The sequence below is a fragment of the Clostridioides sp. ES-W-0018-02 genome, from assembly GCF_020658175.1.
In the GTDB taxonomy this organism is placed as follows: Bacteria; Bacillota; Clostridia; order Peptostreptococcales; family Peptostreptococcaceae; genus Clostridioides.
The window spans coordinates 81,605-107,341 of sequence record NZ_JACVVY010000006.1; the positions used below are offsets into that span (position 1 = coordinate 81,605).

Below are 25,737 nucleotides of genomic sequence, written 5' to 3' on the forward strand. Positions count from 1 at the left end.
TCCATACTTTGATTTGTGTGTTATTCTTAAGAGCAAGAAAAATTAAATACACAAATCAAAGGAGGAATAGAATGGAAAACAAAAATACTCATTTTACATGGAAGCAAAAAATCCTTACCTTTTTAGTGAGCCAATATATTTCCCTATTTGGTTCATCACTTGTACAGATGGCAATGATATGGTATATCACACTTCAAACGTCATCAGGCATATGGGTAACAATCTTAACTGTATGCTCCTTCATACCACAAATGCTAATATCTATTTTTGCAGGTGTATGGGCAGATTACTATAATCGAAAAATACTCATCATTGTATCTGATACTATAATCGCTGCTTCTACACTAATACTACTTATGCTTATGATGTCAGGAATTAAAGGAGAAAATGAATTAATCGCAATTGCTGTTGTATCTATTATTCGTTCTTTAGGAAGTGGTGTACAGACACCTGCTGTAAATGCACTGATTCCTCAACTTGTGCCAGAGGAACACTTAATGCGTTTTAATGGTATGAATGGCAGTCTTCAATCTATAGTTCAATTTATAGTTCCTATTGTATCCGCAGCAATTCTTGGTCTAGGAAATAAAATATCTCAAGTACTTTTAATTGATATTATTACTGCAATTATTGCTATTGTATTACTCTGCTTCATTAAAATACCTAAACATAATATAATAAAACAAACTGAAAAAGTATCATTTTTAACAGACATGATATCTGGAATAAAATACTCTTTTTCGGATAAATTTATTAGAAAAGTAGTTTTTACTTATGGCGCTTTCATTTTTCTTTGCGTACCATCAGGCTTTCTTATAGGATTATTGATTGAGCGTACATTTGGTAAGGGGTATATTTATCTATCTATTATTGAAATGATTGGCTTTTCAGGTATGGTTCTAGGTGGATTAGTTATAGGAATATTTGGTGGCTTTAAAAATCGAAATAAGACATTTTTCTTGGCAATGTTATCTTATGCTATCTTTTCTATTATTTTGGGGTCTGTTACACAAGCTTGGCAATTTTTCATATTCATGTTTTTTACCAGTTTTTCAATCCCAATTATTCAAGCAACAGCTATGACCATGTTGCAAGAACATGTAGTACCAGAAATGCAAGGTCGTGTATTGGGCTTACCTACTATTATATATACTGGTCTTATACCTCTTGGGATGATACTCTTTGGACCACTTGCTGATATGGTATCTATTAATTTCTTGATTATTGTTTCAGGTGTAATAATTGCATTTTTTGCTTTATCTATTCCTTATTCAGGACAATTTTATAAGCAAGGCATCTTTAAATCAAAAGAAATTAAATAATATGCTAAAGAAACTAAGTAATATACTAAAAAAATTAAGTAATACACTAAATAAACTAGGTAATATACTAGATAAATTTTAATTGTTCTATTTTGATTTTTATACATAATACACTAAGATAGTTTTAATCACTACGATAGTTTTAATTAACCTAGTTCAAATTTTATAGACCTCCGTTTCATTTACATATTCATTTTCATCAAGAATTAAATGAAACGGAGAAAAGCTATATGCCAATAAGGTTATTATTATTTTGATTCCTTTTTAGCATGACACTCAGAACATTCAGAGTCATGTAAAGAAATAATGCCACCACAATAAATACAAGTCCATTTTTTTGATTCTTCTTCCATCAAAGTAGTTATTCCAAACTCTTTAGCTAAAATATTATTTTTTATAAGGCTCTCTTCGTATCTTTTATTGTAACTTTTTTCCAAGTTTTTGACCAATTTGCATGGAAATTTTTCACACTCAAAACAGTATTTAATCTTTTTTATCTTTGTACACTCTTTTATATTACACTTTCTGCAATGTTCTGGTTTCCCCAAGTCACCTGCATAACATCCCTGACAAGGTTTCTTTGAATAACAATGTTTATAACAGACTTTACAGTTCATCCCACAGGGAGCAAACATAATATTTTCAATCTTATTGGGCATTTTCATAATACATTATTCCTTTCTATAATATTCTTAATTATTGAGTCTTCTTAATTCTTTAACTACTCTACTTTAACTACATTTAAGGCTTACATCTTCCCCACTATACCATGTTGAAAATAAAATATTTCTCCTATTCTTGATAAAAAGCTTCTCTATACTCCTAAATCTGTGATTATTGAAATCATTAAGTTTTTGAACAATCTTTTTATAAAAAATCATTTTAATGAGATACTCTCATACATCATAACATTTTATAATCATCAGCCCCATACTCATAGCCTTTTAATTTATCTTCTTCTTCACCTTTAGCTGTCAACATAATAATAGGTATATTAGTCATTTCACGTGAAACTCTACATACTGAGAATCCATCTAAATATGACATCATAATATCCAATATCATTAAATCTATATCATTATTCTTCACTATTGTAAGTGCTTCTACTCCATCATCAGCAGTTATGCAAGTATATCCTCCTTTTTGCATATATTCTACAATGATATCTTGCATTCTTTTTTCATCTTCTACTACTAATATTTTAGCCATTATTATTTTATCATCTCAGTTTTTTAACTTTATTTTAGTTTATATTAATTTATTTTATAACTATTTTTTAGAAAATAATATGTTTATAAAAATAACCTACCAACTTTGATTCATGTTGGCAGGCTAAGAATTTATAAAATACTTATTATATTATTTTAATACTAGTTTATTTTTTTGATTAAAATATATTCTAAAGCAAATCTCTTCAATTAATGCATAAATTGCACTTGTTATAAAATATAGACCTAGGGCTACTGGAGTTCTAACAGTTATTATAAGACTCGTTATAGTAGTCATTATAATCGTTTGTTTATTAAATGTTCTTTGAGAACTCACCTTAAAATATGGTATATAATTTATTAAATTTGGAGCTAGCATAGTTAATGTGTATATACAAGGTAGTATAAATAAATTATCAGCTGTATTTAAATTAGCAATCCAAGGAATTATAACTGTTGTAAATCCCTTTGGCATGTTTAAGCATACATGATACAGTGCATATATTACTGGCATTTGTAGTAAAATTGTGGAACACCCAATCATACTCTTCATACTTTCCACAGAGTGCATCTGTAGTTGCTTTTCAAGTTCTTTAGCATTATCCTTATATTTTTCTTTTATATGTTCCATCTTTTCTGCCAATTCTTGTTGTTTTTTCATAGAAAATCTTTGTTTTAATGACAATGGCATTAGCATCAACTTTACTATTAAAGTTATAAGTACTATTGCAATCCCAAAATCTCCTGTAAAACTAAATAATATATTTAATACCTCTTGTAGTATATTTGAAATGAAATCCATTCTATTCTCTCCTTTTATTTTAAATTCTTGAACTGTAATAGAATCATTTCAAATTAAAATATACTATAATACCTCCAAATATCATATTTTTGAAAAACAATATAATGCTTAGGCAATCTTTTTTCAGAATATGTAAATCTATTTATAAATATGTTTTTCCTTAAAACATATTTAATTTTATGATATAAGAGGTCTTTACAAAAGTAAATTATGCATCCAAGGATAGATACTAATAATGTCATATAAATTAGTATATATAACAGATTATCCATATCAAATCTCATTACATCACCTCATAAGTATTTATTTTTGTTTTTATGTTTATGTTTATATTTATGTTTAAATAATTATAGTATGTTAATCCCTTAATGTCAATATTTTTATACACTATCTATGCTATCCATCCACACCTAAAAGAGTGAGCTTTCTGCACTAGGTTGTAAATATACAAGTACTAATACCTTGATAAAGCTACATTAAATTTTCAGTGTTATTTTTACCAGAATTCTCATGTTCTACTTCGAAAGACAATGACTTTTTTCTAAATTAATGATAAAATAATTAAAACAATTCTTCTATATGTGAATATGTTTTTTGTAAACATAACGTAAATATATTTTATATAAATAGATTTTATCTAAATATATTTTTAAAACTAATATAATCTTTTAAATAAAAACCTTACTTGGAAAAATTAACAAAAATAAATGGAGGTTACTATAATGATAAGCAATTCTATATCGAAAAGACGTAGCATTAGAAAATATAAAAATCAAAATATTTCACATGAAACTATAGAAAAAATAATTGAAGCTGGAATAGATGCACCTTCATCTAAAAATAGACAACCATGGAAATTTATTGTTGTCACTGAAAAAGAAAAAGAATCTATGCTTAGAGCGATGAGCAAAGGTATTCAAAATGAAATTGATAACAATGGACTTCTTCCAGAAAGTCGTCAACATATTGCAGGAGCAAATTATACTGTTGAAATTATGAAACAAGCTCCCATAACAATTTTTATTTTAAACAAGTTGGGAAAGTCACCTTTAGAAAACTTATCTGCTGAAGAACGTTTTTATGAGATGGCAAACATACAATCAATTGGAGCTGCAATTCAAAATATGTCTCTTACAGCTGTAGAATTAGGTTTAGGTAGTCTTTGGATTTGTGATGTGTACTTTGCATATCGTGAATTATGTGAGTGGTTAGATACAGATAGTCAATTGGTTGCAGCAATATCGTTAGGTTATCCTGATGAACAACCAGCAAAAAGACCTAGATTAAAGTTAAATGATGTAACTAAATGGAGATAAATAACTATTTATAATTAAAATATGGTAAGTAAATTCAATAAAAACAATTTACTTACCATAAAAAATAATTTGATTACTATGCTGTTAGAACTATTGAAGATTATCTTATACCTCTACAATCTCCTTATGATTACTCACTACTTTATTTTGCTTTATAGTCAATGATTTCATTTCATGAACTGCAAAATATATACATACCATTGCAGCAGCGGCATCCGCTATTGGCCCCGCATACATTACTCCATCAATACCCATAAACATTGGTAAAATCACTATTAATGGAATTAAAAACAGAATCTGACGAGTCAAAGAAGTAAAAAGTCCCAGTACTGATTTTCCAATTGATGTAAAGAAAGTTGATGATACTATTTGAACACCATTTATAAATGTTAAGAACAAGAAAGTTCTAAAATAATGTTCTGCAAATATAAAGTAAGTTTCATTCCCATTACCAAATATAGATGTAATTTGTCGTGGGAAGAATTGGAAGCATAAGAATGCAATAACAGATATAACAGTTGCACTTCCTACTGCTAACTTATATGCTTCTTTTACACGATTATATTTTTCAGCTCCATAATTGTATCCTATAATTGGTTGCATCCCTTGTGATATACCAATAATTATAGATATAAAAATCATATTTACTTTAATAATGATACCAACACAAGCAAGTGGAATTTCACTTCCATAAACTGACCTAGCTCCGTAATATGCCAACGTATTATTCATAACTATTTGTGTTACAGTCATTGCTAATTGGTTAAAACATGAACTTGAACCTAGCGCAAATATATGTTTATAAATTATACTCTCTAATTTAAAACTTTTCTTATGTAGTTTAATATGTTGAAAATTCATTACATAATAAACACTAAAGCCAAAAGATATAAGTTGACCAATAACAGTAGCTAAAGCAGACCCAGCAATTCCCATATCAAGCACAAATATGAATAGTGGATTTAAAATTGTGTTAATAACTGCTCCTACCAACATACAAAACATAGAAGCTTTTGGTTTTCCATCAGCAAGTATCAACTTACTCATTCCAGTAGACATTATAAGAAATGGCAATCCAATTGATGTAATCTTTGTGTATGTGTGTGCATAAGGTAATATTTCTGATGTGGAACCAAAGAATTTCAATAGTGGTGTTAAAAATATTGATACTATTATAAACAAACTTATTCCAAAGATAGCCATTAGACAAATAGAATTTCCCGCTGATTTTGTAGCTTTTTCTGAATTTTTAGCACCTAATTCTAATGAGCACTTAGATGCTCCACCAATACCTAATAATAAAGCAATTGCAGTACATATTGTTGTTAGTGGAAAGCTAACATTTGTAGCAGCATTACCTAACACTCCAACACCTTGCCCGATAAAAATTTGGTCAACTATGTTATATAACGCACTTACTAACATTGCTATAATGCTAGGTATTGCATACTTAGTCAATAATTTTGAAACTTTCTCATACTCCAATGGTTCTTTATATTTTTCTTCCATCTTCCTTCGCCTCCAATTTTGCTTCTTCATTCATATCAATAGCTATAAAAGCAGTCTTTTTTAACATTGACATGAACAACTCTTGCTCTTCTTTTTTAAATGAACTTAACAATTCCTCTACATATCCATTCGTTATTTTTATTATTTCATCATAACATGCCAAAGATTTTTCTGTAGGATACAGATGCCATGTTCTTTTATCTTTAACACTTGGTTCTCTAGTGATAAACCCTTCTTTTTCTAGGTTTGCCAAAGCTCTTGTTATATTACTAGGATTTACAAGAATTCTTTTAAATATAGTATCCTGTGTAATACCTGGATTACTACATATGTGTAATACATAAAAATATTGGCTATTATTAATTCCAATATCAGCCAATTTCCTATCAATATAGTTTGCGTTATATCTATTTATAATGGAAACCCATTTTAATAGCTCTCTCATGTTCTCTCCTTAATATTGTTATTTATATTTTTGTTGCGAGCGCAACAATCTATTTGCTCATGCAATTATTTTACTGCTAAATTTACACTTTGTCAATAGTTCCTAATTCTTAATTCCTTTTAAGCTGTCATGTCAATGTGACATAATATAGTAAATTAGACAAGATGCAAATCCACAGAATTAAAATTAAATGACAACAAGTAAAATCAAGCCATAACTTCTCTATTTCGTTATAATGAATGTAGGGTAATTGAAACGAGGTGAATAGTTAAATGTATGAGTGGCAACAACAAATTCAGATAATCATTGACGAGATTGACAAATGTATTAAAAATTACAACGGCGAAGTCTTAACGTTACGCTTTCTTTCTCGCAAATTAGGATATTCTGAATTTTATACAACGAAAAAATTCAAAGAAATATCGGGTATGCAGTTTAGAGATTACTTGCGGAATAGAAAATTAGCCTTTGCATTAAAAGAGGTTAGGGACAGTGATAAGAGTCTATTGGACATTGCTTTTGATTATGGATTTTCATCACATGAAGCTTTTACCAGAGCTTTCAAAAGAACTTATGGTGTAACACCAAGTGAATATCGAAAAAATCCTAAGCCAGTCGTTCTTCGTACAAAAATAACCCCTTTTGACCGCTACTTTTTAGGATTAGGAGAAATAGGAATGATTAAATCAACAGATGGTGTCAAGATTTATTTTGCAACCATACCTGCACATAAATTTTTGTACATTAAAAACAATGAGAGTAACGGGTATTGGGATTTTTGGAGAAAACAAAACCTTATTCCAGGACAGGACCACGAAACAATTTGTGGTTTGCTCGACAGCATCAAGGGTAAATTGGATGATGATGGTGGAAGCGAAGCTAACTGTGGAAGTGGTCAGATTATGGCTTATATAAACAGTCCAGATGGCAGGCTCTGCGATTGGGGTATTCTCCGTACAGAGTGTTGGGGCGTACGACTTCCTTTTGATTATAAAGGGGAACTTCCGCCACAAATGCTTATGATTGATATTCCTGAAGCCGAGTATATCATCTTTGAACATGGTCCATTTAATTATGAACAGGAAAATTGTAGTGTTGAAGAAAAGATTGAAATGGCTATGGCAACTTTTGATTACATTGGTAAGGGTTACTGTCCTGATATTAACCCTGGAAGAATCATGTACTTTTATTATAACCCAGACCAGTATTTTAAGTACATTAGACCTGTGAAAAAGATGTACGCCTATCCACTGTAAAATCCAAACTAAGTAGATAAGACGTACTCGATAAAATAAAATTTAAGGAGGAAAATTAAAAATGACTAAGTCTATTTGCGGAGTTGATTGTAGGAAATGCGAATTGAGTAACACTTGTAACGGATGTGCTGAAACGAAAGGTCATCCTTTTGGTTCAGAGTGCTTGGTTGCATTATGTTTGAAAGAAGGTAAAGATGCTCTATACAAATTCAAAAAGAATTTGATTGCAGCATTTAATGCACTTAATATACAAGATATGGAAGAAGTCACAGAACTTAATGCACTGAAAGGCTCTTTCATTAACATTGAATATAGCTTGCCAAAAGGGCAGCTTGTAAAGTTTTGGGACGATAATAAAATTTACTTTGGAAATCAGCTTAGCAAAAAAGACAGTGACAGATATTATGGAATTATTGCTGATGAAAAATATCTCATGGTATCTGAGTATAGCGTTTATGATTCTGATGCTGAAATTGTAGTATTTAAGCGTTGGGTGTAAATGCAAATTGAAAGTTGAAGCAAAGATTATTTATAATAGATGGAGGTTCTTTAAGTTGGAAAAATATATTGCTCTTTTTCGTGTCATAAACATTAGTGGTAAAAACAAAGTGTCAATGCCATTATTAAAGGTGGCATTTGAAGGTATGGGATTTTTTGAATGTTAGCACCTATATCAATAGCGGAAATGTTCTTTTTCCAGTGAAAGCAACGATAAAAGTGAATGCCAGCACTACAAAAAAATTATTTTTGTTATCCAGCAAGTAAATCTATTATGGGCATAACATGGAGTTCCCAAATTTCAGTTTATCTTTATCATTGACTGACTAGAAAATTTGAAATTGACTAGAAGGTTATAACTGGATGGAAGTAGTTAAATTTGCAAAAAAACAGCTATACGAAAGCATCTGGAGCTATGACAATACCATAAAAGGTTAATAATCTAACGTCGTCATTTGTACAAAACTAAGAAAAAAATAGAGCCTGACTCAGACAATCCACAATATATTGGCTGTTTGGGGTGTTGGCTATAAATTCAGCGAATAAAAACCGCAGATTGTATATAATTCACTAATTAGTGAATTATATACAATCTGCGGTTTTGTGCACTATTCAAATAATTTATATGCTTTTAATCATATTGTCATATCAAAGTTCTTATGTAAGTGGTAAATTCAACTCTTAAAACTTAAGATATTGATAATAAACCTAGTGTTTAAGCGATAATCTGTATTTCTGTTTAAAACTTAATTTAAAAACATATTGACAGTCTACCCATTATTTGTAATAATTAATATATCAAAACGATATATAACTAAACAATATATACATAAACGATATTAGGAGGCACTATGTTAGAATACATTATTTTAGGATTTCTGATGGAAAAAGAATTAAGTGGATATGATTTAAAACAAAAGATGTCACAAAGTACTTCATACTTTTTTGATGCTAGTTTTGGTAGTATTTATCCTGCACTTAAAAGATTAGAAGAAAAAGATTATATCTACTATCGCGAAGTTATAGATGGGGGCAAATTAAAAAAACTATATTCCATAACTGATATAGGAAAATCATACTTTCTCCAGTGGTTAGAAAAACCAATTAAATTTTCTAAGACAAAGCATGACCACCTTGTTAACATATTTTTTTATGAGTACTTACCTAAAGAAATAATTGAAACAAACTTAAAAATGTTGATAGCTGAAATTGAATTACTTTTAAATAAATTAGATGCACAAAAAACTGAGGTAGAACAAAATTGTTGCATTGACCAATACACATGTATGTATTTCACAATGATTTATGGCGTTGACTATTATAGTTTTGTAATTAATTGGTGTAATGATTTATTAAAAAAATTGTAGGATAGAATTACAAAAGTCAACCTACATAATATAAAGGGGGTAAAATTTATGAGACTTTTAATACATGATTTAACTGAAAAAGATTTAGATAATTTATTACCTAAACTTGATAACAATATAAAAATACTTTCAAACACTGAAGAAATCCACAAGTGTATTGGTTGTTTTGGTTGTTGGATTAAAACACCTACTACATGTGTCATAAAAGACTATTACAGAAATATGGGTAAATTGATAGCTGATTCTGATGAACTTATTATAATAAGTAGATGTTGTTACGGTGGATTTAGCCCATTTGTCAAAAATATACTTGATAGAAGTATAAACTATCTCCTTCCATACTTCGTAATGAAGAATAATGAAATGCATCATAAGAATAGATACGAAAAACAGATAAATTTAAAGGCTTTATTCTATGGGGATTGTATTACAGATACTGAAAAAGATACTGCTACTAATCTAGTATGTGCAAATGCTATAAATCTCAATATAAAAGAACATTCTGTTTCATTTTTTAAAAATCCACAAGATGTAAGAGGTGAATCTTTATGAATATAGTAATGATAAATGGAAGCCCAAAAGTAAAAGAAAATAATTCACAATACTTTTTATCTGAAGTAGAAAAACTTATACAAAAGGATAATGACATTCTCACATTTAAAATAGACAATGTATCTAAATATCCTAAAGCTATTGAAGCCATACTTACTTGTGATAGGTTAATAATTGCATTTCCTCTTTATGTAGATGGCATTCCTTCTCATTTAATTCGTTTTTTAGAGGAATGTGAAGAATGTGCAAAGAAACTAAATAAAAAATCTATTACAGTATATGCAATAGTTAACTGTGGATTCTATGAAGGGAAACAAACTCATTTAGCAATTCAAATGATAGAAAATTGGTGTAAAAGGGTTAACTTTACATGGTTTCAAGGGATAGGAATTGGTGGAGGAGAAATGCTAGGTTCATTACAATCTACTCCTTTAGGTAAAGGTCCCAAAAAAAGCTTAGGAACTTCATTAGGAGAACTATCAAAGAATATACTTAGTAACAACATAGACAGTAACACTTCTAGTAAAGATAATATTTTTATATCACCTAACTTTCCTAGATTTCTATTTAAATCTATGTCTAATTATCATTGGACTCCTCAAGGTAAATCAAATGGACTGACTAAAAGTGATATATTAAGAAAATAAAAAATTAATATTAAAATAAATTTTACATAAGATATAAGCATTTTATTTGTCTTTAAAATTATGCATACAAATCTATACAAATCATGTAAAGCTTAAAATACTATATTAAAAACAACTTCTAAAAAGGGGCTGTCTCAAAATAGGGATAAGTCTCTTTTTCATTGTTTAAATAATGAAAATATATTTGATTTCATACAAAAAAAGAGTGCCTCATGAACCAAAAAGCTCATTTTGAGACATCCTCTTTCTATTGTGCATATAAAAAAATATCTTTTTATGCTACATTTAATTATTATTTAGCTTGAATTATATTTAACCATTATTCAGTTTCTATTATATTTAATTATTATTCAGCTTTCCTAATTCTTTCAACAATACTATCCTTAGAAACATTATGATAAACTATTAAAGGCACTATAGACGTTATCAAAAATACTATTAATATACTTATTATAAGCGCCCCTAATGGATAAGCATACACAGAATATCTTAATTTCATAATATTAAACCCTAAAAATGTTGCGATACTTCCAAAAGTAAGATTTACAATAGTTATTATCACCCCATAATAAAAACCTTCAAGCATTATCATTCTTTGAAGCTGTTTTCTTGTCATTCCTACTGCCTCAATCATTGCAAACTCTTGTTTACGAGACATTATATTTGTTATCATAGTATTTATAAAGTTTAGCACTCCAATCAATCCTATTATAAATACCGCACTCATACCTACAATCTTTATAACCTTTTGACTCTCTCTTGCCTCTTCTATATAGATATTTTTTGAATAAACTTTTGTATATGGATTATTGTATTTCTTATTCAAATTATTTATTTTATTTTCAACAGACTTAACATCACCATTTATATCAATTACCAAATTTTCTATATATGGCTTTATAACCATATTTTTAAAGTCATTTTCATTAATGTACATCCCCATATTAAAATTTTGTGCACCATCAAAAACTGCCATGACTTTAAACTCTTTATCTGTATATCCTTTCCCTATAGTATCTCCTTTTAAATATCTAAACTTAATTTTATCTCCTGCTTTTATTTTACTTCCTTCATGTCCAGTAATTACTACATATCCACCTTCATCAAATTTTTTCTCATCTATAGAACCTGACAGTATTTTAGAATTCTTTTGAGAATATATAATATTGTTTTTTGATAGTTTACTTAATAATCTACCTGAAGATAATCCAACTGTATCTGAGGCTAAAAAACCATTATTTTCTGCAATTTCTTTTGGGTCTCTGCCCTGAAGAAATTGCTTTTTATATTCTTCATCTACTTTTTGAGTCAATATCTCATCTTTTAAATCTCCTTCATAAACTATATAACTTAAATCCTTATACACCTTACTTACATTACTCACTCCATCAAGATTCTTAATATCTTTTATAAGATTTTCGTCAATTGGAGCAACTTCGTTATCTTCAGATTTAGCAGTGTCTGCAAGTCCATGACGTATTTCTATATCCCCTAACATCATACCTTCAGCAGCTCTTTCTGGATTAGAGCTACTTATAATTGCAGATACAGTCAAAAATATTATACAACTTAGTGACATAGAAACTAAAACTAAAATAGCTTTGCGTCTATTTCTAAACACATTTGCAAATGCCATCTTATGAATTTTAGAACCACTTTTCCCTCTTTTAGACTTACGTTTAATCTTATTACTTTTATCACTATATCTTACAGTATCTATAGGAGATACAGAACTTACAATCTTAGCAGGTTTTTTGCATGACAATCTAACAGTTACATATGAAAATACAACGGCAAATACAAATATTAACGGATTAAAATATTCAAATGCAGTTTTATTTAATCCATCCATAAACTTACCAACTAGAGGAACAAACACTATTCCTATTAAAAATCCCAATAATAAACCTATTGGTATAGCTATTATACATAATCTATTAGCTTGTTTAATAATCAATTTTTTTAATTGATATGGCGATGTTCCTATTGTTTTTAATAATCCATAATATTTTATATCTTTAACAACTGAAATATAAAAAATATTATAAATTAATAAATATCCACTTAAAAGTATAAGCATTACAATTAAGATTATTGGTAATACATTTTTAACAACTTCTTTGAAAGTAGTTGCTTGTTTACTTAAATATATAGGATTTATAGTTGATTTTCCTGAATAAGGTTGGATTTTCTCAGTTAGTTTATCAAATTTAGACTGCAAATCTTTATCATTAAAAAAATTAAAGGATACACTTGTAGGAGCTACTTCATTTGTTTTTTTGTAATTATCATAGAAAGCTTCACTCGTAAATACATCATGAAGAGGTATTGCTGTAGCTGTTTTGTATTCAAAATATCCAACTAGTTTAAATTTGAACGTTTCTTTTTCATTAGTTAGTACCCCATCTTTAGTTTTTGGAATTATTAATTTTACTTCAGCACCTATTTTATGAGGTATATCTAACATATCTAATATCTTTGTAGGCATGACTATTTCATCATTATTTTTTGGTAAACTCCCTTCAATCATCTCTACATTTGCAGCATTTTCAAGACTTTTTTTATCATAAACGGTTAAATTCACTGTCTGAGTTGAAAACTCTGGATTTTTTAAACTTGCTATGTTTTTTACTATTCCAATACTGTTTTTGTCTACTGAACTATCTTTTTTTATAATTTCAATTTGCCTATTACTTAAAGCTTGAAATTGAACATGGTTCTTTGTCCCATATTCCATAGCTTTGTAACTATTAAAAGCGTCCAACATACTATATCCCACTGTAAACAATGATGTAAACAAAACTGTTGTCAATACTATTGCAAGCACTGAAACTATATTTCTCATTTTATTTGTTTTGAAACTTCTATTACTTAACTTTTTTATAATTTCCTTATTGTTATTCTGTAACATTGTTCTCACCTCTATTTACAACTTTTCCATCCTCAATCCTTATAATTCTATCAGCCATTTGAGCAATTTGTTCATTATGAGTTATCATAATTATAGTTTGGCTAAACTTATTACTAGTAACTTTTAAAAGTCCTAGCACATCTTGTTCTGTTTTGCTATCTAAATTACCTGTTGGTTCATCAGCTAGTATTATTGATGGTTTTGTTGCTAAAGCTCTTGCAATAGCTACTCTCTGTTGCTGTCCTCCTGATAGATTGTTTGGTAGGTCATCCACTTTTTGACTTAGTCCTAAAACTTCTATTATCTCATCTATATATTTAGTGTCTATTTTACATCCATCAAGTTCTATAGGTAATACTATATTTTCATAAACATTTAGTATTGGAACTAAATTATAATTTTGAAATATAAAGCCTACATTACGTCTTCTAAATATTGTAAGTTCTTCATCATCCATAGCAAATATATCATTATTATCAACAATTACTTTTCCATCACTTGCTCTATCAAGTCCCCCTATCATATGTAACAAGGTACTTTTTCCACTACCTGAAGTCCCAACTATAGCTACAAACTCCCCTCTATTTATACTTATATTTATTCCATCTAAAGCTTTTACTATATTTTCACCTTTTCCATAATATTTTTTTAAATTATTAGTCTCCAGTATTTTCATAATCAAATCTCCCTCTTACTTTATTTTATATATTTTTTAATTGTATATTAAACTTTCACGCTTATTGATTCCTTACTTAGATATTATCATGTAAGCCCCTATCCAATCCTCACAGTGCTGTTATATTTTAGATATGAATTATAACAATTTCGAGATATTTTGTGATATTTATTGAAGTGAAACTAAAAATAGTGCATATAATGTTATCTAATAAACACTATATACACTACTTCTAAGAATTTTTGATTTTATTTTCAAGTTATATATTATAAACATCAATTTTAAATAAATGCTAAGTCTAATTTTTCATATAAATATTAAATGTAGTTCCAATATTTTTTTGAGAATCTACTTTTATATATCCATTCTGTTTATTTATAATTTCTCTTGCTAAGTACAATCCAACTCCAATACCTTCTATATCCCCAACTTCTCTACTTCTATAGAACCTTTTAAATATATTGTTTATTTCACTCTCATCTATACCCATTCCATTGTCACTTATGATAATTTTAGTGAATATATCCATTTTATCAGTCTTTATACTTATCTTTCCTTCCTCATTGGTATACTTTACTGCATTTTCTATAATATTAAATAAAGCTTCACTAGTCCACTTCTTATCGTGACAAACTTCAATTTTATCATCTAAATCAATTTCTAGTAATATATTTTTTTCTTCTAATTTTAAAAAGACTCCACTTAATGCACTTGCAATAGTATCACTTATTCTGCTTTTAGTCGTATTCAAAGATATAATACCAGTTTCTAACCTAGAAATTTTTATAAGTGCTTTTCCCAGCCAGTCCAATTTATTTACCTGACTTTGCATGTTTTCTAAAAACAATACTTGATTCTTTCTATCTAACTCTTTTTGTATTAGAGTCTCATTATACATAGATATATTAGCTATTGGTATTTTTATTTGATGCGATATATCTGATATTAAAGTTTTTATATTTTCTTTTTCCTCTGAATACTTGCTGTTTTTAACTTCCATAACCTCTATCATATATTTAATTTTATTTTGAACTTTTGCAGTTAAAGTATCTTTATTTAAATCAAAGTGCATATTTTTATTACCCGATATAAATTCATCTATGTTATATATGATATTACTACTAAATTCAACTATGTCTTTTCTTATTTTATATACAAAAAATAACGATATAAAAAACATAGTAAATATAAAAATTAAAATTATACAATTAATATTTACAATAAATTCAGCTAAGTCAGGATGCACATATAAAATTTTGTTAGTTTGCATTCTTATTATTATTAAGGATAAACATGACACTATGAAATATATGATAGAAATGTTCTTGTAATAGCTCTTATTTAAACTTTTATTATTTTTCATCTTGTTCACCAACCCACATATACCCTATTCCATAAATAGTTCTTATGTACTTATGCTTTGATGTTTTCTGGTCTATTCTCTTTCTCAATCTATTTATATTTACAGTCAATGCATGTTCTTCCATATACTCACTATCATTGTCCCATATTGCATCTATCAATGCTTGTCTTGTAACTATTTCATTTTTATGTTGCACCAATTTCTTTAGAATTCTATATTCTATAGGTGAAAGGATTATATTTTCGCTATTTCTAGTTACAATCATATTATCAAAATTAAATTCAAATTCTCCCTCAAATAAGACCTCTTCTTGTATTTCAACATTACATCTTCTAAGCAGTGCTTTTATTCTTTGTATCAATATGTTTATACTAAATGGCTTTGTTATGTAATCATCTGCTCCTATCTTAAATCCATTTACAATATCAGATTCCATATCACATGCTGTCAAAAACAGAATACCTACTTTTGAGCTAGCTCTTATTTCTTTGCACAAGTCAAATCCATTTCCATCAGGAAGATTTACATCTAATATCATTAAATCTATTTTTTCTTTCTCAAATTTCTCTTTAGCTTCTTTTAGACTATATGTTGGTACAACTCGAAATCCATCACTTTGTAAGTTAAAACATATACCATTATTAAGCATAATATCATCTTCTACAACCATTATAGTTTCCATTTTATTTCCTCCATATTTTTTATACACATTAAATCATTGAGTTTCCTATTTTATTATACTAATTTTATTTTCTAAAAAACTATTATTCTCTTAAGTTTTCATTAATTCAAAATAAAAAGAGTGTATATTTAGTAATTTTAACTAATATACACTCTTCATTTTTTATAAGTTTATAAATATTCTATTTTAGTTTACCATAGTCTTCATCAGATACAGGCTCCAACCATTCATTGAAGGCTCCCTCTGCTGGTACTTCTACAGCTAGATGCTGAAACCAACTATCTGGTGCAGCTCCATGCCAGTGTTTTACATCTGGTGGTATATTAACTACATCACCTGCATGCAATTCCTGAGCTGGTTTTCCAAACTCTTGATAATATCCTCTACCTCCAGTTACAAGTAAAATCTGTCCACCCTTATGATGTATGTGCCATGAATTGATTGTAGAAGGAGCAAAAGTCACATTACCAATTCCCACACCCTTAGTAGTAAGCATATTTAAATAACATTCTCCTGTAAAATACTGTGCAAATGCTTTGTTCTCTTCCCCAATAGGGAAAACTGCTCCTGTACCTAAATCTCTTTCTCTATCCATATTTAATACCTCCTATGCCTTGCTTAACTATTCTTACATTTTTAGTATACGACTTAAAGTTAACTCAAGGTCAATAGCTTTTCAGTATTATCATAATTTAATTTTTGGATTAACTTTATTCTTTTAAGTCATCATAACTTGTTATAGATTTTTTTACATTCAGTAATTGGTCTACAAATTGATTCGCAGGAGCATTTAAAATATTTTCAGGCGTATCATATTGTTGAATGACTCCATGATTCAATACTAAAGTTTTTGTGCCCAAAATCAAGGCCTCATAAATATCATGTGTAATAAAGATAATCGTAATTCCTGTTTTTTTATGAATTTCTTTTATCTCTTTTTGTAACTGTTTTCGTGTAATTTCATCAACAGCTCCAAAAGGTTCATCCATCAATAAGATTTCTGGTGAAGAAGCTAAAGCACGTGCAATCCCTACACGCTGTTGCTGACCACCTGATAATTCAGATGGGTATCTTGTTTTCATATCATTTGGTAATCCCACGATTTGCATCCATTTGTCTACAGCATTTTTTATCTCTAACTTATTTTTTCGATTAAGGAGATTTGGCACATATGAAATATTTTCTTCAACAGTCATATGAGGAAAAAGAACACTTCCCTGCACACAATAGCCTATTTTTCTTCTTAATTTAATTAAGTCCTCATTTTTAATGTCTGTTTTATTAATTAAAATATCTCCTCCATCTGGCAAAATAAGACCATTAATCATTTTTAGAAGTGTTGTTTTTCCACTTCCAGATGACCCAATAACAGTTAAAAATTCTCCTTTTTCTATATCTAAATTTAGATTATTTATGATTGTTTTATCATTATATTGTTTTTCAATATTTTTAAATTGTATAATAGGTGTCATTATATTTCCTCCAATTATAAAAGTCCCTTTTTGTTCAAAAACTCATGTGCAACTTCTCTAGGCTCTAAATTATTATTTTCTACATCGTAATTCAATTTAGCCATCTCTTTATCAGTTAAAATATTTTTAACCATCTGGAATACTTTTGAAAGTTCTGGATGTTCCTCTAACACCTCTGAACGAATAACATTTCCACATTGATAAGATGGATAAAAGCTTTTATCATCATTTAAAACTACAACATCTGAAACACTATACTGACCATCAGTTGTAAATATAGGCATTACATCAATTTTTCCCTCATTGATTGCCTGATATTTAAGTCCAATATCTAAATCAACTGTGTTTTTAAAGTGTAAGTCATAGGTATTACATAGTGGAGTATAGCCATCTTCTCTTTCATAAAAATCATACTCTGCACCAAATGTCAATTTAGAAGATATATCTCTCAAATCTGAGATATTCTTTAATTTATACTTATCTGCAATTTCTTTTCTGACTGCCAACGCATAACTATTAGAAAAACCATACATCCCAGTCCACTGCATTTTAAGTTTAGTTTTATATTCAGATTGTAATTTCTCAAACATATTTTCAGTGTATAATTCATTTTTCTTCAATACCATATTCCATCCTGTCCCTGTATACTCTGGATAAATATCAAATTCTCCATTCTCCATAGCTGGCTGAATATTGGATGTTCCTCCGCCTACACCTTGTGTAATTTCTACTTTTAAATCTGTATTTTTTTCAATTAAAATATCCAACATTTCACCAAGAATATATTGTTCAGTCATTGGTTTTGTAGCAATATGAATAGTTTGAGTCTTTGCAGAGTTAAAAAAATAAGATGTAAAGATAGTTGTTATGAGGATAAGACTTCCTAGAATGGCAAATACTTTTTTCCTATTTTTCTTTTTTCTTTTTCTTTGTAAAAATCTTTCTACTAATCCTAGAATAAAATCAAATAACAAAGCCAATAGAGCAATAAGAATGCTTCCAGTGACTGTCATTACTGTGTTGTTTGTTGTGATTCCTCTATATATAGCTACCCCCAGACCACCAGCACCTATAAATGAAGCGATACCAGTCAATGCAATTGTCATAATAACCATGTTTCTAATCCCAGACATAATAACAGGTAAGGCTAGTGGAAGTTTTATTTTATATAGTATCTGAAAGTCTGTACTTCCCATACCTTTCGCTGCTTCAAGTATATTTTTATCTACGTTAGTAATTCCAGTATATGTATTTCTAACCATAGGTAATAATGCATATATAGTAAGAGCAATAACAGCTGTAGTATTTCCAATTCCAGATAATGGTATCAAAAAACCTAACATAGAAATAGATGGTATAGTGTATAAAAAATTGATAGTCCCCAAGATGGGCTTAGAAGACTTGTGAAATTCACTTACAATGATACCAATTGTACCACCTAAAACAATTGCAATTATTATAGAAATAATAGAAATTGTCAAATGTTCGATGGATAGTTTTATAAAAAAATCACTTCTTTCAGATAATAGCGTTAGCATATCGTTTAGCATTACTTACACTCCTTTTATGAGTTTTACTTAATAAGATTCAAATTATAAAATTATAGTTTAGTTATAGACTGCATCTTACTACACTAAGTAAATTATTCCATAAATTACATGTTAAGGTCATAATATAAAACTTTCAAGTAGACACTAAAAAGTAACTAATAGAAAATCCTACCTTGTCAATCTTCATGAAAATAATAAAAAATGTCAGAACCGTTAAAAACTTGCTATTTAAACGGATTTCTGACACTATATTTAATTAAATTTGAATATTTATCATATTATTTATTATTGTTAAACTTAACTATCATATTATATACCCATTATATTTACTCATATATCATCTATATTTATAGTATTTTATTTATTATACTATATATTTTGCTGTTAGCGATATTTTATTGTTAGACAATTGTTTTGGAGTTCCTTCAAAGATTACTTTCCCACCTTTTGTCCCTCCCTCAGGACCCATATCAATAATCCAATCTGCTCTTTTAATTATATCTATATTATGTTCAATTATGATAACTGTATTTCCATTATCTACAATCTCTTCAATTATACTTATAAAATTTTCAATGTCAGCCATATGAAGACCTGTTGTCGGCTCATCTAATATATACACTGAACTTTCCTTATTTAATTCATTAGCAAGCTTTAATCTTTGACACTCTCCTCCAGATAATGTATCCAGAGTTTGCCCTAAAGTAAGGTATCCGATTCCCATTTTTTCAATGCACTGTAATTTCTTTTTAATCTGTTTTAGACTAAAAAATTCAATCGCATCTGAAACTGACATTTCAAGAATTTCTATTATATTTTGCCCTTGAAATCTATATTCTAAAACTTCTTTTTTAAATTTTTTTCCTTCACAAATATTGCAAGTACTTTTTATACTTTCCATAAATGCAAGGTTTGTTTGTACTGTTCCAGAGCCTTTACAATTACCACAAGCTCCTTCTGAGTTTGAGCTAAACAAAGACGCTTTAACACCATTTACTTTTGCAAAACTGTTTCTTATATCGTTCATAATTCCACTATATGTTGCTAAGCTTGACCTAGAATTAGCTGATACAGGGCTTTGGTCTATTAATACAGCATCTGTATTTTGCTTTAAAAATTCATGTTTAATTAATGTACTCTTACCAGCCCCTGCTACTCCTGTCACTAAAGTTAATACACCTTTAGGTATCTTTATAGATATATTTTTTAAATTGTTTTTATTACAATCTTTAACCTCTAAATATCCTCTATGTTCTCTTACATTTTCCTTAATAGAAAGAGCTTTATTTAAGGCATTTCCTGTCAATGTCCCACTTGAAAGCAACTTTTCATAACTTCCTTCATATACAACTTTACCCCCATACCTACCAGCTTTTGGACCTACATCTACAATGTGGTCTGCAATTTTAATAACATCTGGGTCATGCTCAACAACTATAATTGTATTTCCTTTATCACGTAATTTTCTTAGAAGATTATTTAATTTATAAACATCTCTTGGATGAAGACCTATACTTGGCTCATCAAAAATATACATCAAATCTACAAGGTTACTATTTAAATATTTTACCATCTTTACACGCTGAGATTCTCCACCTGATAGTGATGATGTTTCTCTATCTAAAGTTAAGTACCCTAGACCTATATCTATGATGTTATTTAGTTTTTCTAGTATTCCTTTAAGTAGAGGTTGTGCTTCTGGCTCATTTATATCTTTAATAACCTTAACTAATTCATCAAGTTGCATACTTGTCAAGTCTGCAATATTGTAGCCACTAATTAAAGATTTATATACGCTTTCATGAAGTCTTCTTCCATTGCAAACAGGACACTTGTCTTCTATAAGGAGTTTACTCAATTTTTTTTTAGTAGTCTCAGAAATTTCCCCTTCTTTACTTAGATATAGACGATTAAACTTAACCATTAAGCCTTCATATGTCATATTTATTTTTCCAGTTTCTTCTACTGTAATCTTTTCTGGCTCACCATATAAAAATTTTTTCAGCTCTTTCTCTGAATAATCACATATTTTCTTATCAATATTAAAATATCCTGATTCGGCAAATATATTCCAGTGCCAAGAACCCACTCCGAAACCTGAAAGCAAAATAGCACCCTCATTTAGCGATTTATTCATATCAAGAATATGCTTCATGTTAGGTATTAGTTTTTTCCCAAGCCCATGACAATCTGGACACATACCATTAACATCATTAAAGGAAAACATGTTAGCATTACCTATATGCTTGCTTCCAAATCTAGAATATAAAGCCCTTAAAAAGGAATTTACATCTGTGATAGTACCTAAGGTTGACCTTGAATTACCTCCAAGTCTACTTTGGTCTATAATAATCGGTGTTGATAAATTTTCTATACAATCAGCTTTAACTTCTCCATACTTAGGTAAAAAACTTCTTACAAAAGTACTAAATCTCTCATTTAATTGACGTTGTGATTCTTTTGCAATTGTTTCAAAAACAATAGATGATTTTCCAGAACCAGATACACCTGTAAATATAGTTATTTTTCTTTTTGGTATTTTTAATGAAATATTATCTAGATTATTTTCCTTACATCCTTTTAAAACTATAAATTCATTACCCATACGTTACCCTCCTAAATTGTTTTTATAGCAAATTATAGCACGTGACCTATCCCTTGGTTGTATACTGTAGGGTTTAAAATTTCATATAAAAAGTCTATATAAACTTATTAAGAGCATAAAAAAAGTACCTCAAAATGATTTTTAAAATCATAACTGAGATACTAAACCTTGTCTAATCATAATATATTCTTATTATCCTCAAATACTTTTTTATCATTAGTAAATAATATTTTTAAGATACCTTTATCTAAATTACTTTAATCTTCACTTAACACAGACGTAAGTTCAGGGTCATTTAAAAGGTTTTCAAAATAGCTATGTGCTGAGATATACCCTATACCATACATTTTTCGTTTTGAATTTACAACCTTATATTCATAACACGCACTTTTGACCTTACTATAATCATTAAAATTAGTTGCTTTATAAATAGCTCTTTCATTTCTTGGTATGTACTTTACATATTTTGGTTTTATAAAATACAAGTCATCTTTTATCTTACGTTCACGTTTAAGCTTCTTTAAAACTGCACCATTTTTTCTATGCATTATATGGTCATCGTACTTATAATGATGAGCTATATGAGTGACATCACCCTTAAATTTATGTTCAAAATCTAATATTGTCTTTTCCATTAACTTATAATGTGTCCCCTCTTTTTTATCTATATCAGCAAGTATAATTATATTTTGTTGTTTTACTCCAAGCTCTTTTAGTGCTGACTTAAATTCATTGTTCCTAAGCTCTTCCTTTTGCTTCCTAGTTAAATTTCTAAATTTAGTATTAGCTCTAAAAACGTTCACTCCAGAGCCATCTGATACCAACACAACATATACATTATCAGTTCCACATTGTTTTATTGCATTAACAATAGCACTTCCTCCCCATAAGACTTCATCATCTTGATGCTGTGGGTAAAATACAGCATTAGATTTAAATTTTCTGCTATTGCTCTGTGGAATAGGTGTCTCGAGTTTACCATTAAGGTTAATAGCCATTATAAATATCATAAACAGTATTAATATACTTATGACTATGTGCTTTTTTTTGTTTTCCATTCTTAAAATTTTCTCCTTTTTATCAATTCAAATATCTTGTAAATTTTTGTTGTAAATAGGTTAAAATACACAAATCATTTTACAATAATTTATAGCTTTATACAATCTTTGACACAAGGCACAATAAACTAAAAAAGCTCTCCAATCGCAATATTACAAATACTGCAATTAGAAAGCCCTTTAATTCTTAAAATTTATTAAGTTTATCTTTCTCAACATATCTTAGATTTCTTTCTTAACATCTTTTAACATATAATTCTTATTTTTAATGGATTATATTTAAATTTCTATATTAATACTGATATTTTAATATTCCACTATTAATGCTACTATTTTAATATTCCACATTCTTTTTATTCTACATTTCCTTTAAAATTTCAAGCAACTCTTCTTCACTATACATATATTTCTCGTTACAGAACTGACATCCAACTTCTGCCTGTTTATCTTCTTCTATTATTTGAGCCAAAGATTTTTTCCCTATTGCCACTAAAGCAGTTTTCACTCTTTCCTTTGAGCACTCACACTCAAATCCAACTTCACAAGTATCAAGTACTTTAGGCTCTAAACCATCTAAAACTCTATTTAATATATCTTCTGGTAAGTTTCCTTCCTTTAACATATTAGTTATTGAAGGTAATTTAGCTACATTTTCTTCTAATTTTGCGATAGTTTCTTCTTCTGCATCTGGCATTAATTGAACTATAAAGCCTCCAGCAAACTCAACTTCATCCTCTTTTGTAAGAACACCTAAAGCTACCACTGATGGAGTTTGTTCTGACACTGCAAAGTAATAAGTAAAGTCTTCTGCAATTTCTCCACTTACTAATGGATAAGTTCCATTATATGGCTCTCTAAGACCTAAGTCTTTAATAACTTTTACAACACCTTCTGTCCCCACTGCTGCTGCAACATTCAACTTTCCATTTGGATAATCTTCAACTTCTACATGAGGATTTCCTACATAGCCTTTTACTATCCCCTTAGAATTTGCTGTTGCGATGATAGTTCCAATTGGTCCACCACCTTTTATTATTACAGTCAATTTATCACTATCATTTTTCATCATCAATCCCATTATAGATGTTGCTGTTAATGTTCTACCAAGTGCTGCTGTTGCTACTTTTGTAGTTTCATGTAATCTTCTAGCTTCTTCTACTGTATTTCTAGTAGTTGCAACAAATGCTCTAACTTGACCATTTCCTGATGTCGCTCTTAGTACATAATCTTTCATCTGTATTCCTCCACATTTTGTTAATCATACTATTTTTCTATATTATTATTTTTTTCTATATTACTACTTTAAATTACTTTAATTTTTAATACAGAAAACTTTACCTTTTTTATTTTTACCAATAATATTTTATATCTTCATCAATAACATTTTATATTAATAACACTTCTTTTTGTACACAACAAGAAAAGCTTTATTTTTTACATACAAAGAATATCCTTTGACTTTCTTCATTAGGTTTTTCAAATGTAAAATCTCCATAAGATTTTATATCCCTAAATCCAGATTTTTTAAGCATATCAATTATTTCATCCTCAGTATATGCCCTTTGTTGATGTACTTCTTCAAATCTTTCAAACTTTCCATCTTCATCTTTAATAAAAAATGTCAGTTCCATTTCAATCAAATTTTCTTCATCATCAAAGTAATTTTGCCACATATAAGCTATATCTTCTCTGTTTTCTCCATACATATTATCTCCTAATATATTGGCTAATTTATAAAATGAACTTATATCAAATATAAAGATTCCATCTTTCTTTAATAATTCATATGTTTTTGAAAATACATTTTCTAAATCATCATCATAAGTTATATAATTAAATCCATCACAAGCACAAAGTACACAATCCAAATCGGATATATCAAAGTCCAGCTCTGATATATCTTGTTGAAGTAAAACTAACTCTACGCCTTCTTTTTCTGCCTTTTCTCTTGCTACACTAAGCATTTCATCAGATATATCAATTCCAGCTATATCATAGCTCTTTTTAGTTAATGGAATTGTGAGATTACCTGTACCACATGCTAATTCCAATATATTTTTTACTTTTACACCTTCATTAGCTATTATATCTTCTATATATTTAACCCATCCATCATAATCAACTTCATTCATAAGTTCATCATATACAAACGCAAAATCACTATATTGACTCATCCTTTTTATTCTGCCCCTCCACAATCTTTCTCAGCCTCTTTTTGCGTGATGTAAGCATACCTCCAATTCTTCCAGCTTCTTTAGCTGTAAGTCCTGCCCACCCATGTTCTCCAACTTTGTCCATAAGACCTAGTTCAGAGGCTATCTCATATTTCATTATATCATCATTTGTCAATATTTTAGTATTCTTGCCATTAGTTATCTTCTTTTCTCTTTTCATATTTTCTTTCAAAAAAATCACCCCTTCTTATTTGTATTTTTGTCAATTAAAAGAAATTTATACAAATAAGTAAGGGGTATTTATCAATTCATATGTTTTTAAAT

The 25,737-nt window shown here is 28.7% G+C and carries 25 protein-coding genes; 8 read left to right on the forward strand and 17 right to left on the reverse strand.

Translation table 11 applies throughout. The annotated features are described in order from the left end of the window. Positions 1-71 precede the first annotated feature (71 nt). Complete coding sequence (locus tag IC219_RS14555; protein WP_227831549.1) at positions 72-1,322, forward strand: MFS transporter; 1,251 nt, start codon at positions 72-74, stop codon at positions 1,320-1,322. A gap of 248 nt (positions 1,323-1,570) precedes the next feature. Here IC219_RS14555 and IC219_RS14560 read toward each other — a convergent pair whose 3' ends face one another. From IC219_RS14560 to IC219_RS14570, 3 genes are all read right to left on the reverse strand, one after another. Beyond that, complete coding sequence (locus IC219_RS14560) at positions 1,571-1,987, reverse strand: DUF3795 domain-containing protein (RefSeq protein WP_227831548.1); 417 nt, start codon at positions 1,985-1,987, stop codon at positions 1,571-1,573. Between the two features lie 238 nt (positions 1,988-2,225). Then, a complete protein-coding gene (locus tag IC219_RS14565) occupies positions 2,226-2,531 on the reverse strand; it encodes a response regulator (RefSeq protein WP_413926956.1) in 306 nt (101 codons plus the stop codon). Positions 2,532-2,681: 150 nt separating this feature from the next. Next, positions 2,682-3,332: a YidC/Oxa1 family membrane protein insertase gene (locus IC219_RS14570; RefSeq protein WP_227433749.1), complete on the reverse strand. Its 651-nt coding sequence runs from the start codon at positions 3,330-3,332 to the stop codon at positions 2,682-2,684. Between the two features lie 722 nt (positions 3,333-4,054). Here IC219_RS14570 and IC219_RS14575 point away from each other — a divergent pair. Next, positions 4,055-4,648 carry a nitroreductase family protein gene (locus IC219_RS14575; protein ID WP_227481894.1) on the forward strand — a complete coding sequence of 198 codons (594 nt, stop codon included), beginning with the start codon at positions 4,055-4,057 and terminating at the stop codon, positions 4,646-4,648. Between the two features lie 105 nt (positions 4,649-4,753). On the opposite strand, the gene IC219_RS14580 is transcribed toward IC219_RS14575, so the two are convergent. Both IC219_RS14580 and IC219_RS14585 read right to left on the reverse strand, forming a co-directional pair. Beyond that, positions 4,754-6,157: an MATE family efflux transporter gene (locus IC219_RS14580; RefSeq protein ID WP_227481893.1), complete on the reverse strand. Its 1,404-nt coding sequence runs from the start codon at positions 6,155-6,157 to the stop codon at positions 4,754-4,756. Next, complete coding sequence (locus IC219_RS14585; RefSeq protein WP_227433746.1) at positions 6,141-6,602, reverse strand: MarR family winged helix-turn-helix transcriptional regulator; 462 nt, start codon at positions 6,600-6,602, stop codon at positions 6,141-6,143. The genes IC219_RS14580 and IC219_RS14585 overlap by 17 nt, the downstream gene beginning before the upstream one ends. 272 nt (positions 6,603-6,874) lie before the next feature. On the opposite strand from IC219_RS14585, the gene IC219_RS14590 reads away from it, so the two are divergent. From IC219_RS14590 to IC219_RS14615, 6 genes are all read left to right on the forward strand, one after another. After that, positions 6,875-7,858: a helix-turn-helix transcriptional regulator gene (locus tag IC219_RS14590; protein WP_227831547.1), complete on the forward strand. Its 984-nt coding sequence runs from the start codon at positions 6,875-6,877 to the stop codon at positions 7,856-7,858. Positions 7,859-7,961: 103 nt separating this feature from the next. Next, positions 7,962-8,357: a DUF3795 domain-containing protein gene (locus IC219_RS14595; protein ID WP_227853335.1), complete on the forward strand. Its 396-nt coding sequence runs from the start codon at positions 7,962-7,964 to the stop codon at positions 8,355-8,357. A 7-nt stretch (positions 8,358-8,364) separates the two neighbouring features. Beyond that, positions 8,365-8,523, forward strand: a complete 159-nt coding sequence (locus IC219_RS14600; protein WP_227831545.1) for a DUF1697 domain-containing protein — start codon at positions 8,365-8,367, stop codon at positions 8,521-8,523. 684 nt (positions 8,524-9,207) lie between these two features. Then, positions 9,208-9,723, forward strand: coding sequence for a helix-turn-helix transcriptional regulator (locus IC219_RS14605; protein ID WP_227831544.1), 516 nt, complete (start codon positions 9,208-9,210; stop codon positions 9,721-9,723). A gap of 48 nt (positions 9,724-9,771) precedes the next feature. Continuing rightward, positions 9,772-10,275 carry a flavodoxin family protein gene (locus IC219_RS14610; RefSeq protein WP_227831543.1) on the forward strand — a complete coding sequence of 168 codons (504 nt, stop codon included), beginning with the start codon at positions 9,772-9,774 and terminating at the stop codon, positions 10,273-10,275. Then, the gene (locus tag IC219_RS14615) at positions 10,272-10,922 is read left to right on the forward strand and encodes an NAD(P)H-dependent oxidoreductase (RefSeq protein WP_227831542.1); all 651 of its coding nucleotides are present in this window, start codon (positions 10,272-10,274) and stop codon (positions 10,920-10,922) included. The genes IC219_RS14610 and IC219_RS14615 overlap by 4 nt, the downstream gene beginning before the upstream one ends. A 346-nt stretch (positions 10,923-11,268) precedes the next feature. Here the strand turns inward: IC219_RS14615 and IC219_RS14620 are convergent, their stop codons facing one another. The 12 genes from IC219_RS14620 to IC219_RS14675 all read right to left on the reverse strand — a co-directional run bounded on the left by IC219_RS14620 (position 11,269) and on the right by IC219_RS14675 (position 25,633). Further along, a complete protein-coding gene (locus IC219_RS14620) occupies positions 11,269-13,833 on the reverse strand; it encodes an ABC transporter permease (RefSeq protein WP_227831541.1) in 2,565 nt (854 codons plus the stop codon). Then, positions 13,820-14,509, reverse strand: a complete 690-nt coding sequence (locus IC219_RS14625) for an ABC transporter ATP-binding protein (protein WP_227433738.1) — start codon at positions 14,507-14,509, stop codon at positions 13,820-13,822. Before IC219_RS14625 ends, IC219_RS14620 begins: the two co-directional genes overlap by 14 nt. A gap of 298 nt (positions 14,510-14,807) precedes the next feature. Next, positions 14,808-15,872, reverse strand: a complete 1,065-nt coding sequence (locus IC219_RS14630; RefSeq protein ID WP_227831540.1) for a sensor histidine kinase — start codon at positions 15,870-15,872, stop codon at positions 14,808-14,810. Further along, complete coding sequence (locus tag IC219_RS14635) at positions 15,862-16,554, reverse strand: response regulator transcription factor (RefSeq protein WP_227481884.1); 693 nt, start codon at positions 16,552-16,554, stop codon at positions 15,862-15,864. Before IC219_RS14635 ends, IC219_RS14630 begins: the two co-directional genes overlap by 11 nt. A 181-nt stretch (positions 16,555-16,735) precedes the next feature. Next, positions 16,736-17,149, reverse strand: coding sequence for a cupin domain-containing protein (locus IC219_RS14640; protein ID WP_227433735.1), 414 nt, complete (start codon positions 17,147-17,149; stop codon positions 16,736-16,738). Between the two features lie 115 nt (positions 17,150-17,264). Continuing rightward, positions 17,265-18,026, reverse strand: coding sequence for an ABC transporter ATP-binding protein (locus IC219_RS14645; RefSeq protein ID WP_227481883.1), 762 nt, complete (start codon positions 18,024-18,026; stop codon positions 17,265-17,267). A 14-nt stretch (positions 18,027-18,040) separates the two neighbouring features. After that, a complete protein-coding gene (locus IC219_RS14650) occupies positions 18,041-19,576 on the reverse strand; it encodes a glycine betaine ABC transporter substrate-binding protein (RefSeq protein WP_227831539.1) in 1,536 nt (511 codons plus the stop codon). Positions 19,577-19,940: 364 nt separating this feature from the next. After that, on the reverse strand, positions 19,941-22,181 hold the full coding sequence (locus IC219_RS14655) for an excinuclease ABC subunit UvrA (protein WP_227831538.1): 2,241 nt from the start codon (positions 22,179-22,181) through the stop codon (positions 19,941-19,943). A gap of 257 nt (positions 22,182-22,438) precedes the next feature. Continuing rightward, the gene (locus IC219_RS14660) at positions 22,439-23,239 is read right to left on the reverse strand and encodes a PIG-L family deacetylase (protein WP_227824468.1); all 801 of its coding nucleotides are present in this window, start codon (positions 23,237-23,239) and stop codon (positions 22,439-22,441) included. A gap of 358 nt (positions 23,240-23,597) precedes the next feature. Continuing rightward, positions 23,598-24,473 carry an Hsp33 family molecular chaperone HslO gene (gene hslO / locus IC219_RS14665; protein WP_227824469.1) on the reverse strand — a complete coding sequence of 292 codons (876 nt, stop codon included), beginning with the start codon at positions 24,471-24,473 and terminating at the stop codon, positions 23,598-23,600. A 193-nt stretch (positions 24,474-24,666) separates the two neighbouring features. After that, positions 24,667-25,413 carry a class I SAM-dependent DNA methyltransferase gene (locus IC219_RS14670; protein WP_227831537.1) on the reverse strand — a complete coding sequence of 249 codons (747 nt, stop codon included), beginning with the start codon at positions 25,411-25,413 and terminating at the stop codon, positions 24,667-24,669. Beyond that, a complete protein-coding gene (locus IC219_RS14675; RefSeq protein ID WP_227831591.1) occupies positions 25,400-25,633 on the reverse strand; it encodes a small, acid-soluble spore protein, alpha/beta type in 234 nt (77 codons plus the stop codon). The genes IC219_RS14670 and IC219_RS14675 overlap by 14 nt, the downstream gene beginning before the upstream one ends. Positions 25,634-25,737 lie beyond the last annotated feature (104 nt).

Bases quoted from the DNA above. Each gene is read 5' to 3' on its own strand.
- IC219_RS14555 (WP_227831549.1), top strand. From the start codon at position 72: ATGGAAAACAAAAATACTCATTTTACATGGAAGCAAAAAATCCTTACC.
- IC219_RS14560 (WP_227831548.1), bottom strand. From the start codon at position 1,987: ATGAAAATGCCCAATAAGATTGAAAATATTATGTTTGCTCCCTGTGGG.
- IC219_RS14565 (WP_413926956.1), bottom strand. From the start codon at position 2,531: ATGGCTAAAATATTAGTAGTAGAAGATGAAAAAAGAATGCAAGATATC.
- IC219_RS14570 (WP_227433749.1), bottom strand. From the start codon at position 3,332: ATGGATTTCATTTCAAATATACTACAAGAGGTATTAAATATATTATTT.
- IC219_RS14575 (WP_227481894.1), top strand. From the start codon at position 4,055: ATGATAAGCAATTCTATATCGAAAAGACGTAGCATTAGAAAATATAAA.
- IC219_RS14580 (WP_227481893.1), bottom strand. From the start codon at position 6,157: ATGGAAGAAAAATATAAAGAACCATTGGAGTATGAGAAAGTTTCAAAA.
- IC219_RS14585 (WP_227433746.1), bottom strand. From the start codon at position 6,602: ATGAGAGAGCTATTAAAATGGGTTTCCATTATAAATAGATATAACGCA.
- IC219_RS14590 (WP_227831547.1), top strand. From the start codon at position 6,875: ATGTATGAGTGGCAACAACAAATTCAGATAATCATTGACGAGATTGAC.
- IC219_RS14605 (WP_227831544.1), top strand. From the start codon at position 9,208: ATGTTAGAATACATTATTTTAGGATTTCTGATGGAAAAAGAATTAAGT.
- IC219_RS14610 (WP_227831543.1), top strand. From the start codon at position 9,772: ATGAGACTTTTAATACATGATTTAACTGAAAAAGATTTAGATAATTTA.
- IC219_RS14615 (WP_227831542.1), top strand. From the start codon at position 10,272: ATGAATATAGTAATGATAAATGGAAGCCCAAAAGTAAAAGAAAATAAT.
- IC219_RS14620 (WP_227831541.1), bottom strand. From the start codon at position 13,833: ATGTTACAGAATAACAATAAGGAAATTATAAAAAAGTTAAGTAATAGA.
- IC219_RS14625 (WP_227433738.1), bottom strand. From the start codon at position 14,509: ATGAAAATACTGGAGACTAATAATTTAAAAAAATATTATGGAAAAGGT.
- IC219_RS14630 (WP_227831540.1), bottom strand. From the start codon at position 15,872: ATGAAAAATAATAAAAGTTTAAATAAGAGCTATTACAAGAACATTTCT.
- IC219_RS14635 (WP_227481884.1), bottom strand. From the start codon at position 16,554: ATGGAAACTATAATGGTTGTAGAAGATGATATTATGCTTAATAATGGT.
- IC219_RS14640 (WP_227433735.1), bottom strand. From the start codon at position 17,149: ATGGATAGAGAAAGAGATTTAGGTACAGGAGCAGTTTTCCCTATTGGG.
- IC219_RS14645 (WP_227481883.1), bottom strand. From the start codon at position 18,026: ATGACACCTATTATACAATTTAAAAATATTGAAAAACAATATAATGAT.
- IC219_RS14650 (WP_227831539.1), bottom strand. From the start codon at position 19,576: ATGCTAAACGATATGCTAACGCTATTATCTGAAAGAAGTGATTTTTTT.
- IC219_RS14655 (WP_227831538.1), bottom strand. From the start codon at position 22,181: ATGGGTAATGAATTTATAGTTTTAAAAGGATGTAAGGAAAATAATCTA.
- IC219_RS14660 (WP_227824468.1), bottom strand. From the start codon at position 23,239: ATGGAAAACAAAAAAAAGCACATAGTCATAAGTATATTAATACTGTTT.
- hslO (WP_227824469.1), bottom strand. From the start codon at position 24,473: ATGAAAGATTATGTACTAAGAGCGACATCAGGAAATGGTCAAGTTAGA.
- IC219_RS14670 (WP_227831537.1), bottom strand. From the start codon at position 25,413: ATGAGTCAATATAGTGATTTTGCGTTTGTATATGATGAACTTATGAAT.
- IC219_RS14675 (WP_227831591.1), bottom strand. From the start codon at position 25,633: ATGAAAAGAGAAAAGAAGATAACTAATGGCAAGAATACTAAAATATTG.